General features: G+C 55.0%; 11 protein-coding genes. 4 read left to right on the forward strand and 7 right to left on the reverse strand.

What is annotated here, in order from left to right:
* The 4 genes from fliD to RMSM_RS06550 form a co-directional block, all read left to right on the forward strand.
* The coding region (fliD, locus tag RMSM_RS06535; protein WP_040764430.1) for a flagellar filament capping protein FliD at nucleotides 1-1,910 on the forward strand (1,910 nt) is incomplete at its 5' end.
* A 54-nt stretch (nucleotides 1,911-1,964) separates the two neighbouring features.
* Nucleotides 1,965-2,483 (forward strand): flagellar export chaperone FliS, encoded by a 519-nt coding sequence (locus RMSM_RS06540; protein ID WP_008693255.1) that lies wholly within the window; start codon nucleotides 1,965-1,967, stop codon nucleotides 2,481-2,483.
* 456 nt (nucleotides 2,484-2,939) lie between these two features.
* Nucleotides 2,940-6,737 carry a secretin N-terminal domain-containing protein gene (locus RMSM_RS06545; protein WP_008693256.1) on the forward strand — a complete coding sequence of 1,266 codons (3,798 nt, stop codon included), beginning with the start codon at nucleotides 2,940-2,942 and terminating at the stop codon, nucleotides 6,735-6,737.
* On the forward strand, nucleotides 6,737-7,645 hold the full coding sequence (locus RMSM_RS06550) for a hypothetical protein (RefSeq protein ID WP_008693257.1): 909 nt from the start codon (nucleotides 6,737-6,739) through the stop codon (nucleotides 7,643-7,645). The genes RMSM_RS06545 and RMSM_RS06550 overlap by 1 nt, the downstream gene beginning before the upstream one ends.
* A gap of 160 nt (nucleotides 7,646-7,805) precedes the next feature.
* Here RMSM_RS06550 and RMSM_RS06555 read toward each other — a convergent pair whose 3' ends face one another.
* The 7 genes from RMSM_RS06555 to RMSM_RS06580 all read right to left on the reverse strand — a co-directional run bounded on the left by RMSM_RS06555 (nucleotide 7,806) and on the right by RMSM_RS06580 (nucleotide 13,044).
* Nucleotides 7,806-9,254, reverse strand: a complete 1,449-nt coding sequence (locus RMSM_RS06555; protein WP_144057427.1) for a transglutaminase-like domain-containing protein — start codon at nucleotides 9,252-9,254, stop codon at nucleotides 7,806-7,808.
* Between the two features lie 8 nt (nucleotides 9,255-9,262).
* Nucleotides 9,263-10,051, reverse strand: coding sequence for a hypothetical protein (locus RMSM_RS06560; RefSeq protein WP_008693260.1), 789 nt, complete (start codon nucleotides 10,049-10,051; stop codon nucleotides 9,263-9,265).
* Between the two features lie 238 nt (nucleotides 10,052-10,289).
* Nucleotides 10,290-10,826: a shikimate kinase gene (locus RMSM_RS06565; RefSeq protein ID WP_008693261.1), complete on the reverse strand. Its 537-nt coding sequence runs from the start codon at nucleotides 10,824-10,826 to the stop codon at nucleotides 10,290-10,292.
* Nucleotides 10,827-11,081: 255 nt separating this feature from the next.
* Nucleotides 11,082-11,216 (reverse strand): hypothetical protein, encoded by a 135-nt coding sequence (locus RMSM_RS43360; RefSeq protein ID WP_008693263.1) that lies wholly within the window; start codon nucleotides 11,214-11,216, stop codon nucleotides 11,082-11,084.
* 3 nt (nucleotides 11,217-11,219) lie between these two features.
* Nucleotides 11,220-11,693, reverse strand: coding sequence for a GNAT family N-acetyltransferase (locus tag RMSM_RS06570; RefSeq protein WP_144057428.1), 474 nt, complete (start codon nucleotides 11,691-11,693; stop codon nucleotides 11,220-11,222).
* Nucleotides 11,694-11,707: 14 nt separating this feature from the next.
* Nucleotides 11,708-11,980 (reverse strand): hypothetical protein, encoded by a 273-nt coding sequence (locus tag RMSM_RS06575; protein WP_144057429.1) that lies wholly within the window; start codon nucleotides 11,978-11,980, stop codon nucleotides 11,708-11,710.
* 101 nt (nucleotides 11,981-12,081) lie between these two features.
* Nucleotides 12,082-13,044 carry a hypothetical protein gene (locus RMSM_RS06580; RefSeq protein ID WP_144057430.1) on the reverse strand — a complete coding sequence of 321 codons (963 nt, stop codon included), beginning with the start codon at nucleotides 13,042-13,044 and terminating at the stop codon, nucleotides 12,082-12,084.
* Between the last annotated feature and the right edge of the window lie 540 nt (nucleotides 13,045-13,584).

Raw genomic sequence — 13,584 nt, forward strand, 5'->3', positions numbered from 1 at the left:
CATCGGCAACCACGACCAGCGAGGTGATCGATGCGATTTCCGAGTCCGGGTTGAAGTTAACCGTACGGCTGAACGACGCTCGCAATGGTTTCCAAGTACGTGATGTTTCGGGCGGATCGGGTACGTTTACGATCGACGCCGCTGACGATACCGCCTCGCAACTCGGACTGACCGCATCGACGACCGATGACATTGTCGTTGGCGAGAATCTGAATCGGCAAAATGTCACTCGCGACACATTGCTCGAAGACCTGAACGGCGGTCTCGGCGTCAATATCGGCAGTTTCACGATCAAGGACAGCAACGGCGTCCTTGGTGCGATCAATCTAAAAACGGCCGGAGCAAAGAATGTCGGCGAATTGATTGACAAAATCAATGCATTGTCGGCCGATGTCACTGCGTCGATCAGCGAAAACGGCGACGGAATTTCGATCGTCGACAACGCGGGCGGCAGCGGAACGCTGACGATTGCCAACAGCGGAACCTCGACGACGGCGTCGGATTTGAACATCGCTGGGACTGCAACAAACCAAACGATTGGCGGGCAAACCGAATCGGCTATCGTCGGTACCAGCGCCGACGTGATCGAAGTGACCGCCGACGATACGCTCGAATCGCTGGTGACGAAGATCAACGAGGACGGCCGCTACGGCACCGCATCGATTCAAACGAATGACGATGGATCGTTCTCGTTGCGGATTCGCAGTCAACGCGGTGGAGAGGCTGGCAAACTTGCTATCAATACCACCGGGTTTAATCTCGACCTGCGAACCGAATCGCGTGGTGCGGATGCATTGATCGCGGTTTCGACCGATGGCGGAACCGAGCGTTACGTCAGTTCCAGTGATGGCGTTTTCGACCTTGGGACCGACGGCGAAGACTCCAGCCTGATCAACGGATCAACTTCGCTCGATTCGCTGAAAGGGGGCAAGGGGATTTCGCTCGGCAGTTTCAAAATCACCGACAGTCGTGGAAAAACGAGTGCGGTAAATTTGCGAGTCGAAGAAATCACCACCGTTGGACAACTGACCGAAGCGATCAATAGTCTCGGGATCGGTGTTACCGCATCGATCAACACCGACGGAACCGGGATTTCCGTGGTCGATACCGCTGGCGGCAGCGAAACCCTGACGATCGAAGATGTCGGCAGCGGGCGATCCGCAACGGATCTGGGAATCGCGGGTGAAGCCACGACGCAAACGATTGCGGGTGAATCGGTTTCCGCTTTGGTGGGGCCAGCCGATGACGATGTCATTGATTCGGCCACTGGTATCAGTTTGACGCTAAAAGAATTGTCGACCGATCCGATCACGATTACGGTCAAAGACGATCCCAGCGTCGTTTCCAATGCGACCCAAACCTTTGTCGACCAATACAACAAACTGGTCGACAAGCTCGATTCGCTGACCTATTTCGACGCCGATGCGAACGAAGTGGGATTGCTGTTTGGTTCGAGTGAAGCCAGCCGGATTCGCAATTCCTACAGCCGACTACTTTCCGGATCGATCACCCAGGCGGGTGATTTGAAGTCGCTCGGAAGCGTCGGGATTCGCTTCAATAGTGAAGGAAAACTTGATTTTGACACTGAAAAATTCAGTGATGCGATGAGCGAAGACTCCGCGGCAGTCGAGTCGTTTTTTACCACTGCCGAAACGGGGCTTTCCGACCGGCTCGATTCGGTCGCCGAGCGAATTGCCGGGGTTGATAACAGTCTATTGATTGGTCGCACCGAAACGCTGTCGACACAGATCACTCAGAATAACTCGCGAATCGAGGCACTGAACGAACGACTCGAGAGCGAACGCGAGCGTTTGTTGAAACAGTTTTACGCCACCGAAGAAGCGATCAGCAAGATCCAAGGAAACTCTTCGTATTTGTCTCAAATTGAGCGAATTACGATCGATTCGTAATCTACTTATTCTTCCTCTCTTGATTCAATATTCCTGCAAGGAGGCAGGTAACGCATGTCCTATTCTCCCTCGCATGCTGCATCGAATTACCAACCAAGCGGTCACAAGCAATCGCGTCGATCAACCGACGGCTATCTCGAATCGAGCATTCAACACGCGACGCCGGCTCGTTTGCGATTGATGATCTTGGAACGCGCGGTCGAAGTCGCTCGCATGCTTGCCAACACGTGGCGGACGCAACCGGACAAGAAGGGCAGCAACGAGTATTCGCTGAAGCTATTGGATTTGATCACCGAATTGTTGTCTGGCATCACCGGCAATGAAGAAGTGTGCGTCCAAGTCGCCGATCTTTACGTTTTTCTCTCAAAACACCTGCTGCTTTCCGAACAAACCAGCGATGCCGATGCGGTCGACGAATTGCGTCAGATCCTGGAAATCGAAGCGGATACATGGCGAATGGTCTGCGCTAACGAGACGCTAGCAAAAACGCCCGGGCTGTCATCTGCTGGCACCCCGGCCGCTCCGGTCTCGACTGACGCACCGATCTCCGGTGGGCTGAATCTGCAAGGATAATTCGGCTCCACCACCACTCTATCAACGACGCAATCCCGCACGGGACGCAGAAATCCGTTTCACACGGTTTGACGCGTCCCGTGCGTTTTTTATTGGCAAACCGCCGTTTCAAGCGGCATATTCGCCGTCTCAACAAGCCGTGAAGCATTTTGCCTTTCACATTTGTGCCTTTTGCCCGTAGCGAAGAAACACGGACATTCCGCCCACCGACAGCCCTCCTCAAAACCAAGCATCATCCCCACCTCCCAGCTCCCAGCTCCCACCTCCTACACCTCCTACCTCCCACCTCCTCACCTCCCCTTCCCCACCCTCAAATACCGAGATGTCAAACGATGCGGGGCATTTTGACTGTAGCGATTGTTCCGGTTGATCCGATGATTCCTATTGAACGGGCTAGAGCGCACGTAGGTCTGTTCATGGAGTACGACTCTCGACAAACAACAAAGGTGGTCGCAAATGCGGCGATGGATCCTCAGCACCCTGACTCTTGGAATGGCGTTGGTGCCGTGTACCAACTTTCTATTCGCGCAAGATGCTTCAGGCCCCGCACTTCGTAAACTTTCGGTACCTGCAGCACAATCACGCTCGATTGCGACAAAGCTCAGCTTGATCTATCGCGATGTACCGGGAGTGCAAATTTCGCCCGATGCGAAGAACAATCAGTTGGTTGTGATGGCTCCCGAGTCTGCGCAACGCAAAATCGCGGAGGATGTTCAATCGTTAATGAACTCCGAGGCGGTCCAGCAAGCTTCGGCGACGGGCCCGGTGCACGTGCAGCTCAAAAATGTGACGTGGCGTGAGTTCGAAGACGACTTGAAGCGACTCGCAGGACTGCCGCTGCCGATCACGACGACCCGCAACGGCGAACGTGCTTCGTTCCAGCTCAGTGCGGCACCGCTGCAGGGCACCACGGTTGAGGTCGATCGTCGTCGCAACCTAGTGACCGTGATGGCCGCCCAACAAAACCAAAAAGGATGGCAGAAAGTCATCAATACGTTGGACGTTCCCTCGTTGGATCAATCCAAGGTGACCGAGTTGATGCGGCTTGAAAATGCCGAGCCGGCTCCGATTCAACGGGCGATCCGCCTATTGGGCGAACTGGATGCTCGACGCGTCAAACCGATCACCGCCGAGAATGCTTTCCAAAACGCGGTCTTTCAACAAGACGCTGCGGCCACGCCCACGCCACCGGCCGATCTCCCACCTCAAGAGGGTGACGCCGCTACGGATGATCAAGGCGGATCGGGTGTGATTGGCGATACCCAGATTCAATTCGTCCCTGAATTGGGAACGATCATTATCCGCGGAGCCAAGCGCGACGTGGAACGGGTGATGGAAGTCATCAAGGAAATCGAAAAGCAAAGCGATTTGACTCGCCCCGATATCGAAGTGGTCAATTTGCGGCACGCCGATAGCAACGCCGTCGCGACGCTGCTGAAGCAATTGTACGATGATGTGCTCTCGGCACGTCAAGGTGAGGTCAGTATCACTGCACTGGATTCGCCCAACGCGTTGCTGCTGATTGGTCGCGCCGAAGCGATCAACGGCGTGCGTGACTTGATCGCCAAAGTGGATATTCCCGTTGATGAATCAAGCCGATTGCGAATCTTTCGCTTGCAACACGCTTCGGCATCCGATGCCGAAGAAACCATCCGCAGCTTCTTTGTCGATCGACCAGGCGTTGGCGACGATCTTCGCCCCGGCACCGGACCCCGAGTCCGCGTGTTGGCCGATTATCGCACCAATTCGTTGATCGTCAGCGGGGCACCGCGTGACATGGAAGAGGTAACACGCCTGATCAACGACCTTGATGTTCAACAGGTCTCGGCTCAAAGCGAAATCAAAATTTTCCCGCTCAGCAATGCGGTCGCCGAAGATTTGGCTCCTGTCATCCAGTCGGCGATCAATGGTGAAAGCGAAACCGGAGGCGACGCCAGCGTGACCACGCCGTCGACATCGCTGTCGATGGTTGCGGTTGATGGTGACGGAGATCAGATTTTCGATTCCGGTATCCTAGCCGGCGCCGTGATTACCGCGGACCCTGGAGCCAATTCGATTGTCGTTCGGGCTCCGGCAGCCAGCATGCCGCTGATTGGCGAGTTGATTCGTCAACTTGATAAAGCACCCGGCATCGATTCGCTCGTCAAAGTGTTCACGATCGAAAATGGAGACGCTGTTCAGTTGACCACCGCGTTGACGCAGTTGTTTGGTGATGATGCCGCGACCAGTGGTACCAGCGTCGGTGCGGGCAACCTCGGCGGATTGCCGTCGACGACATCCGGCAGCGATAGCTCGCTCGTTCCGCTGCGATTCAGTACCGACATGCGGACCAACAGCATCATCGCAAGCGGATCGGCCGAAGACCTCGAGGTCGTCGAGAGCATTTTGCTACGACTCGACGGTGCAGGGTTCGCCGAGCGGATCACCGAAGTCATTTGGCTACGTCACCAAGCGAGCGATACCGTCGCGGCAGCGATCCAGCAATACGTGCAGCAACGCTCTACGGGCGTCAATTCGATCCAACAATTTCAACAAGGCGGTCTGGGGCCGTTTGACCTGCCCGATCGCGACCTGATCGTCGTGTCCGAGCCGATCACCAATAGCTTGCTGTTGAGTGTGTCGCCGCGACTGTATGAAGATGTACGCGGTTTGATTGATAAACTGGACCGACGCCCACCGATGGTTCTGATCAAGGTGTTGCTTGCCGAGGTTAGCCTGGACGACATCTTCGAAGTCGGAGGTGAAATTGGCCTGCAAGACTCGTTGATGTTTGACCGCGGGATCGCTTCGACCGCGTTCCCCGACTCAGACCCAGGATTTAATTACAACGGCAATGGAACGCCAAACGCAAGCTCATTTGGTAAGGAGAGCTTGGCTGGGCGTGGTTTGACCAGCTTCGGTGTGGGCACCACCAACGGTAATCTAAACTACGGTGGTTTCGTACTGAGTGCGGCAAGTGAATCGGTTAGCCTGCTTTTGCGAACACTGCAAGACGCACGTCGACTGCAGATTCTGAGCCGTCCTCAGGTCATGACGATGGACAATACCGAAGCCCTTGTGCAGGTCGGTCGTACGATCGCGCAAGTAACCGGCGTGATCCAAAATGGAATCTCCGGAAACCAAGTCGTCACGGAACCCTTACAAGTCGGTTTGATCATGCAGGTTCGACCTCGGGTTGGTGCCGATGGTTTGATCATCATGGATATCGATGCCACTCGCTCGGACCGTGACGCTTCCAATGGTACCCAGGTTCCGACCGGCGATGGCTCGGTTTTGATCCAAGACATTTTGGTGACCACCGCACAATCGACCGTCGCGGCTTACAGTGGCCAAACGGTGATCTTTGGTGGATTGATTCAGAAAACACGTAGCAACTTTAGCCGCCGCGTTCCTTACCTCGCCGACATCCCGTTGTTGGGCTACTTCTTCAAGTACGACCAAGAATTTGAGCGTCGATCGGAGATGCTCGTGATCATGACGCCAATGTTGGTGACTGGCGAAGAGGACCTCGACTATGTCAAGGCAACGGAGTCGGCCCGCATGAGTTGGTGTTTGGCCGACGTGGTCGAAATGCATGGTGACGTGGGACTCAGTGGCGGTTATGGATTGTGGGGACCAGCGACCGGGGGGACGATCTATCCCGACTTGCAACCCACCGTCGACCAATTCCATCACAGCGAACTGCTCAACGGCGAAGAGTATTGTCCTCCGGTCGGGGGCGATGCATCCTCGGTCATCATCTCGGATCAACCGACCATGATCGACTCGGGAGCGTCGCAAAACGATTCACCCGTGATCTACGAGTCATCGACGGTGCCTGAGCATGCGATGCCGCGAGCCATTCCGCAATCGCGAAACACGCCTGTGCAACCACAGCGAGGCTCCGGCAGTGCCGCACCGCAAGGAACCGGGCAACCCCGTGCGGCACAACCGTTAACTCAGAATGGCAATGAAGGGGGGATCCACTGGCAATCACCGCCAACCATGGACGCGCCTAGCCAGACCGAGAGCAATCGTCCACCCATAAGTGGTCCTGCGATGAATCCCTATACCCAAGCGGTAAGTGATTCCAGTGCAAACCAAGTCAGCTGGATGCAAACCGCAAACGCTGGCAAAACGATCGACTACGCCGCAGCGTCAAGCGATCGTCCTCAGCGATTAGGAGCGGTTGAACCCAGTACCGCTCAAATTCCTGCCGGGGCCCAGCCGGTACAAGCGATTCCCAGTATTTCCCCGCAAACATGGATTCGATAATGACCTATTTCAAGAACGTATCCATTGCCGGCGTCGACCGTCGGCGATCTCTGTGCCGTTTATTTGGTAGCGTGGCGGTCAAATCGCTTGCGGTGGCAATGATTTGTTCGACCGTCGGCTGTATTACCGTCGGCCCCGATGGGAAACGCGTTACCAAACCAGGCGGTTCATTTGCCGAGAAGATGCCTTGGGCTAAGAAGAAAGACGAAGTCCCAGAGCCCTATCCAAATCCCGTCAAGATGGCGGCGACTTGGACTCCGGACACATTGGTGCAAACCAATCGAACCCCAACGCGTGGGTTTGGCGGACGGATTTTCTTCTACAACGAAAAATCGCACGCCGTTCCTGTCGATGGTACGTTGGTGATTCATGGCTTTGACGAAAACGCCGAAACCAGCGATAAAGCGACAAAACGGTTTGAATTCACCCCCGAGCAATTTACGCGTCACTTCAGCCAATGCGATCTCGGTGCTTCCTATAGCATTTGGGTGCCATGGGATGCGGTCGGTGGCGAAGCACGGCGGATTTCGCTGGTGGCATCGTTCCGCACCAAAGAAGGTGTGACGGTCCAAGGCGTTCCCGCCACCGTGATGCTGCCCGGAAAAGAGTCTGCCGAAGTGAAGATTGCAAAAGCCGAGCGAAAGTTGTCGACGAAATACCAAGAGTACCGCGACGCCGCCGCGTCGATCAATACGCGAACCTCGGGGTTGACGACAACGACGATTAAGCGGCGATCCTCACGTACACCGGCGCAATCGAAAGAAAGTCCGTTGCAAACGTTCCGGAATTCGATGCTGGCCGAAAAATCGGCAACGCCTTCGGCTGAGATCATGATGGCGGACAAACCCGTCGAAGACGGAGTTTTGCCCGCAAGTGCAACGATGCCCGCAAGCTCGTTCACTCGCTAAGGCGGGATCATCCTATGAAAAATCGAAACCGCGGCGGCCTGAATGGGGCGCTGCGGTTTTTTTATTGGACGTGATTCGGAATCGTCTTTGCTCGGTTTGACGTGCTGATCCCGTTGAACGCTCGGTGGCAAACTAAAACTTTGACGCTAAAACTTCGCCATTAAAACTTAGGCATGGGGGCCGGAGGTTTGCCTTGATAACGAGCCTGGGCGAATTCGCGATACCATTTCGCCGCTGCTTCGATCCACTCATGACGTCGATTGCCACCGCTCGCGTCGACCGATTCGATCCGATCGGCGAACTGGTGCATCGTTTCATGCGTTTCGCGGATCAACGACATCCGTTTCATGCGGCGATCCATCTTGCGGAGCATCTTGTGGCTGATTCGATCCATGGGATCGGCCAGATCCAGTTGGATGCGTCGCGATCGCCGCCAAACCATCACGGACAAGATCAGAAACATGGGCGCTTGCATGACGCGGAAAATTGCAAGCACTGGATTGTTCGCCCGAATGGCAACGATGAAGGCGTTGATTGACGAAAAGAACGATCCGGCGATCGTTTCATCCGCCATCTGTGGCGACCATGATGGAGTGTACGATTGATTCTTCGTCGGATCGACGGTGAGTGTCGCATAACGGTGCCCCGGAGTCGATTCAACCGGGAACCAAGTTTGCGTTTTGGCATCGTAGGCTTCTGCCCAAGCATGGGCATCGCGGTTGCGAGCGACCCAGAACTCTTTGTTGGGTTCCAATTCGTCGACGACATATCCTGTGACGTATCGTGCCGGAATCCCCTGCGATCGTAACAACGCGACCGTACCCGAGGCAAAGTACTCGCAGTGGGCAGCGTGCCGTTTTTCGAAAAAGTACAACAGCGGATCGGTGCGATTCGGAGGCGTCGTTGGCGTGAGCGAGTAGTCGAAATTGTTCACAAAGAATTGAACGACGCGATCGGCTTTTTTGCGTACATCGGTCTCGTTACCACAGATTTCGTAGGCCAGCGGCTTTAGAACTTGTTCAAGCCGCAACGGGACATGCGTTAGCAATTGCAGTCGAACCAAATCCAATTCGTCTTTGGGCGGCTCCGATGCGGTTGCAATGATGTACGGGTGTCTGACATCGATGCCATGATCGACTAACCCATGATGGTTCACGACTAAACTGGCACTGTGGGCTTCCATCCAGCGGCTGCCAAGTGGCATAAAAACGGTGGTGCCTTTGAAGGGGATGTTTCGCACTTCGATCGTTTGCACCGGATCGTTGCTGGCATCTTCGTTTGCTTGTGATGTCAAATAAAATCGTTTCAGACTCGACGAACGACTGCTTTTCAGTACGGTGGTTCCCCGGCCTGATGCAGGCACGGAGTGGTTCATCAGCGAGGTTTTGTAGGCGAATTCGTCGATCACCCGTGGCGTGGCAACGTGCCAATGTCGGTTGGCATAGTAGTCAAACGCGGTGCCTCGCAAATATCCCGGCGAATCGGTTGAGAAGACACACAAGGCAACTTCATCGGGATTGCCTACCTTGTTGTTGCGGATCGATCCAATTGTCGATCCGTACACATAGCGAGTTCCCGAAACGGCTACGTTATTAAACGTCGTATCCAACGTGTTTTTCAGTGACGATTGAATCTTCGATTGCACCCCCGGCCAAGGCCCGCGTTCGTGCCTTGGGCGATCGCGCCGGTGACAATCACGATCGCCGACAAGGTCAATGCGGATAACACGATTCCGGTGCGATGACGATTTGCAGAGACCTGGAGGCCGAGGGCGGGTTTCGCCAGGTGATTGGTTGCGGCGCCGCGTGTTGCTGATCCGCCCGGACCTGGGAAACGACGTGATGTGGTCGATGCTGTTGGCGAGGGCGACGATGTTTTCCAAAATGCCCCTCGTCCTAAAATGTTCTGTGACGCAATCGCGTAACCGAGACACACGCAAAATCCGATGGTGGTTTGTCCTGCCAGACTTTTGCTAACGCCCCCCGCAGCCACGCCCATCAAAACCACGATCAATCCCAACACCAACATCAATCCATGGCCGTCGGCACGTCGCATCACCCACAAGAACGCAATCCATGCCAACGCGGTATGCGATAACAAGTCAGCTCCCATTCCAAATGGATTGACCGATTTCATCGACAAGTAGGGTAGGGTATGAGCCACGAAGATCGTGGTTATACATAGTAGCCCCGTGAATAATGCAAACGGACGCGACCGCCACCACCACCGTCTCGGTGAACCGTCCTCTGTTTGGTAGCGTTGTTCCAACAAACGCTGCAGCCACGCTGCCACCGAAGCAACGACTGCGATCACCGTTAGCGTCGCCCAACTATCGAACGTGTTCGCCACAAACACGCCCAACGCCAAAAACAACACGACAATCGTCCACTGATGACGTGAAAACATGAGGTGCAAGACTCCTTGGCGACTAGCAGCTTAACATTGGGGGGGCCGGGTTGGATCCGGACCATCGACGAGTGCACGCTTTGCCGGTGGCGGTTTTTGCGGACTTCTTGGAAACTTGCGTCCCCGTTAAATCAACAAATTCGAAGGGTGAATAGCAAAGGCTACGACGTACGAAGCGTATTCTACAGCAAATCGAGGTTTGTGGGGCATTTCGGACCCATTGGGTCGGCCCGTTGGATCAGCACCAACGTTTTTCGCGGCAATGTTGTAATGCCTCGTCGCTGACCTGTGCGAGTGTTTTACCGGACGTATCGATCTGGACATCCGCCACCTCCTGGTACAACGGTTGGCGGTATGCCAGCAGTTCGCGGATCTCGTCCAAGTGGCCTAGCTGGGTCAGGGCTGGCCGATTGGCGGCGGTTCCCGAGTCTGCAGCGATTCGCTCGGCGAGCATTTCTGCAGTGGCGATCAACCAAATGCAATGGCCGCTTGTTTGGATTTGTTTGCGGTTCGACTCTCGCAAAATCGCACCGCCGCCGAGTGCGACGACGCAGGGGGATTCCGCGGCTACGATGTCCAACATCTCGGACTCGAGATCTCGAAAGCCTTGTTCGCCCGAGTCGGCGAAGATCTCGCGAATACTGCAGCCCGCATGATCTTGAATGTGTACGTCGAGATCAACCACGGGACAACCGATCGCGTCCGCCATCCGCGTCGCCACCGACGTTTTCCCTGTGCCTCGATAGCCAGTCAAATACAGATGGGTTAACAACACGTCTCGGTCACAGTGCGTATGAAATGTTAAAGCTGGTCATTGATCGCTCGGTGGTCATTGCCAGGCCTCTCGATAGCGCCGTTGTTTCGCCATGGTCATCGAAAATCAATCTTCATCATCCTACAATGTCATTAATTTTTCGTACACCAGGACGGACGCACCAGGACGAACGGCTGAGCCGAATCTGCGTGGCGGCACGTTTCTCGGCCGCCTCAAGACCGACAGCTCTCCAATGCAAATTGTATTTTGCCCAAATTAACAAGCCGCCGACGCAACTTTGGATCGTCCGACTCCATCGGGTGTGTGAAGGTAGGACACCGTGTCGACCAATTCGGTCGATGTGGCGAGTTTGGCCATCCCGTCCATGTCAGGCGAATCGTCGTTGTCCATGCGCTAGGGGACAATTTGTTTCGACATCACAATGCAGGCCAGCGATATGCCACGAGGTGATTTGTACACACTGAGTTGATCGCCGACAAACCCGCATTTTCTGTAGAACGCCGCAGCATTGAGCGTCGAGTCCAGGGTCAATTGTGCCAGCCCTGACTCGGCAGCGAGTCGTTCTAGATGGGCCAACATCGCGCGGCCGATTCCGAATCCCATTCTGTCAGGCCGCGTGAAAATCGCATCGACTTGACCGGTCGAGCAGTCGAGCATGCCGGTGCCGACCACGGACTCGTTGGCAGTAGCAACGTACCAATGTTGGGACACGGCGTCGATGAACTGTTCCGTGATCTCGCCGCCAGTCCAATTCGCCAGCTGTTCGTCCGAGTAGTGACCTGTGCACTCCGCAAGAATGGCCGCATTACGAATGTTCCACGCGGGAATCGCATCTCGTCTCTCTGCTTTGCGGATGACTAGTTTCATTTTCGGTGGCATGTCTATGGGAACACAGCACGAAACGAAGCAAGCAGCCCAATAACCAACAGGATTGCGAATGTAAGCCAAACAGCGGTGAACGTGCCCGTCGCGACCAGTGCAATCAGAGAACCGACGCACGCAACTATCCCACTTATGACGATCGAGATGCAGAAGATAAACCGAAGGTTGGCCGGATTGTCAGGGTTAGGTTTTCCGTTGGAATCGCGACCGAAAGCCGCGCGCAATCCGACACCCATGGCGTCGGTCACGAAACTAGCAATATCAGCAAGCATTGGCGGTGTCGCATGGGTTGTAAGTTTTCCTTGCCCCGGTTGTGTCAAACACCCCCAAGACGCCGCTTCGCAAACAAGGGCACTTCGCAACGACTTGGACTTCATGCGGATTCGGGTCGTGGCGCGGCAATCGTAGCAGCGGATTCAGGCTCGGCTTGCCGGCTTACAGACCGCTCTAGCCGATACCCCAGGCCTCGCAGCGTGCAGCAGACGCCCAACATAATCGCGCCCATCAATTGATGGCTGATGATAATGCCTCCAAATATTTCCTCAAAATCGCTTCCAGGACTACCCAGAACTGCGACCAACAGTCCAATCTCGACAACCGCTAAGAAAAGACAATAGATACACCAGAAGCCAATTCTTGATCTGATTTTCTCTGCTTTTTCTCCCAGCGAAATCCAAATACAGGGCAGCTTCACCAGCAGGCTGATTATTCCATAGAGTGTGATCGCAAACAACAGTTCGGGCTCGTTGAGAGAACTTGCATGCAGGGCCCGTGTAAAGCTAATTTCGTCGCTCGGAAGCATCACGCGACCGATCCCCATCGTCATCGCCAATAACAGCGTCCCGATCATGATGTCACGGATCGCATAGTTGAAATTTCGAGCCGCGGTTTGGTTGTTTTCCGAATGGTGGACGATCTGCCAACGAAAGCACATCGCGGCGATCTTCAAAGGCACAAAGCTGGTGACGAACCCGAACATCCAAAGCATAGCGGCCCCAAGCATCGATGCTGTATTGGGACTTCCTTTTTCAATCGTGATCCCCCACGCGAAGCCGCACCAGGAAATGACGAGCAGCAGCAAGGTCCACGGAAGTCGTATCCAAAACGTGCCGCGAACCAAGGTTCCCCACACGCAGATGACCGTCAGTTGTGCCGTCACAACTCCCATCGCCAGCATCGCTGGAAACGGTTCCTTGAAGTAGGTGGGTGTCGCCACGTCGGCTATGAAAAAGCCAACGCTGCACACACCGACCAAAAGGATCAGCCCCGTCCTGCGATCGACGCTCAACGTCTTCGAATGCATGGGGCACCCGTCGGTAGCTGCGGGGTCGTTCACGACTGTTTCCTGTCAAAAGAGCGTTCAGGACGCTTGCGATTCATCTTCATAAGTCGATCGTGCTTCCGACGGCTTGGCCGCCCCCCAGGTATGTTACCAGATCACCGACCTCGCAACTCTAGGAGGCCGAGACGCGAAGAACCGCAGGTGAAACGCAGCTACGTTTATGTGAGTCACAGTGCTGAATATATCCCGAATCATGGGGGCAGGTGAAATACGCTCCATCGCCCCAGGTCATTTCGTAAACTCCAGTGTGTATTGTGGTTATTCGTGTTCTTGGAGTTTGTCGGACAAACGGATCAAAGCGTTGGTAGGCAGCAAGCCAGAAGATTTTCCTAATATTAGCCGCTTTGACGCTAGCGGCCTGCTGATTTAGTCGAAATGCAAATCGCATTGATGAGCCGTGGGCCGTAAGGCACCGGGTAATGCGTGGAAGCCGGCCGCTCACGCGCGAGCGGCTCATTAAATCAGCAGGCCGCTAGCCACGGTCCCAACATCTAACCGGGGCTAGCGCCCAAGCGGCTAACGGGGATTTGGCCG

The organism is Rhodopirellula maiorica SM1, assembly GCF_000346295.1.
In the GTDB taxonomy this organism is placed as follows: Bacteria; Planctomycetota; Planctomycetia; order Pirellulales; family Pirellulaceae; genus Novipirellula; species Novipirellula maiorica.

What these genes read in the sequence shown, in the direction of transcription:
- RMSM_RS43360 (WP_008693263.1), bottom strand. Translation starts at nt 11,216, where the DNA reads ATGGACAACGACGATTCGCCTGACATGGACGGGATGGCCAAACTCGCC.
- RMSM_RS06575 (WP_144057429.1), bottom strand. Translation starts at nt 11,980, where the DNA reads ATGCTTGCTGATATTGCTAGTTTCGTGACCGACGCCATGGGTGTCGGA.
- RMSM_RS06550 (WP_008693257.1), top strand. Translation starts at nt 6,737, where the DNA reads ATGACCTATTTCAAGAACGTATCCATTGCCGGCGTCGACCGTCGGCGA.
- RMSM_RS06570 (WP_144057428.1), bottom strand. Translation starts at nt 11,693, where the DNA reads ATGAAACTAGTCATCCGCAAAGCAGAGAGACGAGATGCGATTCCCGCG.
- RMSM_RS06545 (WP_008693256.1), top strand. Translation starts at nt 2,940, where the DNA reads ATGCGGCGATGGATCCTCAGCACCCTGACTCTTGGAATGGCGTTGGTG.
- RMSM_RS06540 (WP_008693255.1), top strand. Translation starts at nt 1,965, where the DNA reads ATGTCCTATTCTCCCTCGCATGCTGCATCGAATTACCAACCAAGCGGT.
- RMSM_RS06560 (WP_008693260.1), bottom strand. Translation starts at nt 10,051, where the DNA reads ATGTTTTCACGTCATCAGTGGACGATTGTCGTGTTGTTTTTGGCGTTG.